Origin of the sequence: Campylobacter sp. BCW_4321 (assembly GCF_001763075.1) — a bacterium.
GTDB classification, from domain to species: Bacteria; Campylobacterota; Campylobacteria; order Campylobacterales; family Campylobacteraceae; genus Campylobacter_D; species Campylobacter_D jejuni.
Genome location: NZ_MJYA01000033.1, coordinates 1 through 2505, shown reverse-complemented (window position 1 = coordinate 2505; position 2505 = coordinate 1). Strand labels below are relative to the sequence as shown.

General features: G+C 23.8%; 2 protein-coding genes and 2 pseudogenes. All 4 read left to right on the top strand.

Going from position 1 to position 2505, the window contains the following annotated elements:
- Positions 1–252: pseudogene (locus AJN58_RS05035) on the top strand (VgrG protein); the annotation flags it as partial.
- A 13-nt stretch (positions 253–265) separates the two neighbouring features.
- Entirely contained in the window at positions 266–1081 is an 816-nt protein-coding gene (locus AJN58_RS05030; protein ID WP_002861583.1) for a hypothetical protein, read from the top strand.
- Complete coding sequence (locus AJN58_RS10080) at positions 1068–1211, top strand: hypothetical protein (protein ID WP_162842173.1); 144 nt, start codon at positions 1068–1070, stop codon at positions 1209–1211. The genes AJN58_RS05030 and AJN58_RS10080 overlap by 14 nt, the downstream gene beginning before the upstream one ends.
- Before the next feature lie 314 nt (positions 1212–1525).
- Positions 1526–2505 (top strand): annotated as a pseudogene (locus AJN58_RS10075) (hypothetical protein); the annotation flags it as partial.

Here is a 2505-nt window from a genome sequence, read left to right as displayed (position 1 = left end):
AATATTCTTTTTACAAGTAATGAATCCATAGGATTTGAAAGTGATAAAAATACAAGCATGGTAGCTGATAATATCACAACTTATGCAAAAACTATTCATGAGTTAAAAGCCGATAGCGAGGCGACTATACAGGTAGGAGAAACAATTATTAATGCAAAACCTGATTGTGTTATCATTAAAGCAGGTGGAGTTGAAGTAACTATAGACTCTAATGGACTTGTGGTTAGAGGTGGAGAGCTTAAAGCAGAGTAATAAAGGATAAACAATGAAAAAACCTTTTTACAAACTTAAAAGATTTTATATACCTTGTATAATAATTATTATAATATTTGCCGTGCTTGCAAAATTACTTTATTCTCCTTTGTATACGATTTATTGGGGAATGTATCATTATCCTAAAGTTCAACTAGAATTTAAAAACTTTGAAAAAATGACTTTAAATCCAAGCCCTAAGGATATGATTAAAATTGTAAATGATTACCAACCTAAGCTAGAAGATTTTAAAGATTTAAATGTAAAAATGCAAAAGGCTATTTTTGATTTTAAGGTGGCTAAATTATTTGGATTTGAGGATAGGTATTTTGAAGCTTTTATTAAAAGCTGTGCTGGTAACTTCTTTGTTTTACATGGTAAAGAACAAATTTATTTTAATTATCTTAATTTCATAAGCGGTATAAATTCAACTTCCAATGAAAAGCAAAAATATCTAAACTTAAGAGCATCAACTAGAGATTTAGAAAGACAAATTTTTGAAGAAAAACTTAAATTTATAAAACATTATGAAGAATTTTATGATTACTTAGAGGGTGTAGGTTATTTGGATAAGGGAACAGAATATATAGGTACGGCAATTTCTTTTAAAACATTGATTCAAAATGTATTTTTGTCTAATAATGCTCAATTATGCTCTTTTGAAGATAGAAACTTAATGTTTAAAAACATGAAAGAAAATTATGAAATATTTAAAAATTTAGATGTAAAAAATATAGATGATTTAAAGAGAAATATTTATAAAAAAATATTAATTGATATGGAAAATCTCCTAAATGAAACCCAAAAGGCTTTAGATGAATGTAAATGAAAATAATACCAGTGTTAATAATGAAAATAACACCACTATCAACTTTGAAGAAAGCATAAAAGAAGCTTTAAGAAAAGGGCAAGAAATTGTAGAAAGTAACATAAGGAATGCGATAAATGTCTATTTATAAAGAATGTGAAGTTTGTAAAACAAAAATCAATAAATTACAAAATGCATCAAATGTATTTTTATTGGGCTTTGGTAAAGAACTAGTTTGTAAAAAATGTAAAGCCAAATATAAAGCAAATTCATTATTTATTTTTTTATATAGCATTTTTAATGATATTTTAATTTTGTTTATATTGTGGAATTATTTTATGGATTTGTTAGAATTCTTTCATTTAAATACAAATTTAAAAATTATTTTTTCAATAGTTTTTTATTTATTTTATAAAATTATTTTAGTATATTTTATCTATTTAAATAAAATAAAGGACTAATAAAATGTCTAACAATAAGAATATTTTGCAACATATTGATGATTTAGTAAATGGTATATTTGACTCTACAGTTATGACGGCTTTAGAATTTGGACATTTTGTAATAAAAATTATTGGAGTTGAAAATATAATTTTAGATGACAACACAAAACAAGATGAAGCTATTGAACAAGCCGAAGTCTTTTATAAAGCCATTAAACTTATAATCTCAAATGATCAAATTAGAAAGCAAGCATTTCAATTCTTAAAACAAGATTTTCAAAAACAACCGTTATATTATATTGGGAGTATAGTTGGACCAGGCGCTGTGGTTTCTTTAATCAAAAAACCAACGCAAAAAATTCTTTATTTCAGTGCAAATAAAACTCAACAAGCATTTAATCTTTCCAATAACTCTCTCTACCCCTACTACAAAAACATACAAAATTCCTTTACTCCTTTATGTTCTATAGATAATAAAAATAGTAATTTGTTAAAAGAATTTAATTTTGATAGTTTTTCTTGTAATTTTTATAATAATAATATTTTCAATCAAAGTCTTAAGCATTTAAATAATATACAAAATGAAAAAGAATATATCAATGAGTATAAAATATTTTTAGAAAATCTTAATTATTTTAGTCAAGAATATAATAATTATAAGCTTGTATCTATACAAGCAATCAATAATTTAAAAATAGCCTATATACAAAAACTATCTTTAGAAAATATCAACAACATCAACATCGATTCAAAACCCTATCTATTAAAAGCTTTATATTTTTGTGAAGATTATGTTTTATATGATAAAGATAAGCAAGCTTTATTTGATGAAAACACAATAAAAGAATTAGAATTTAACTCTAGTTTTTATACTATCTTTATCTCTCATAAAAACAAACTAAATGATACTTATTTAAAAGCAAGAAAAGAACTTTATAAAAGTATTGATGAATTTAAAAGACTTGGTTTTAAAGATTTAGAAAATGCTTATCAAACTTATAT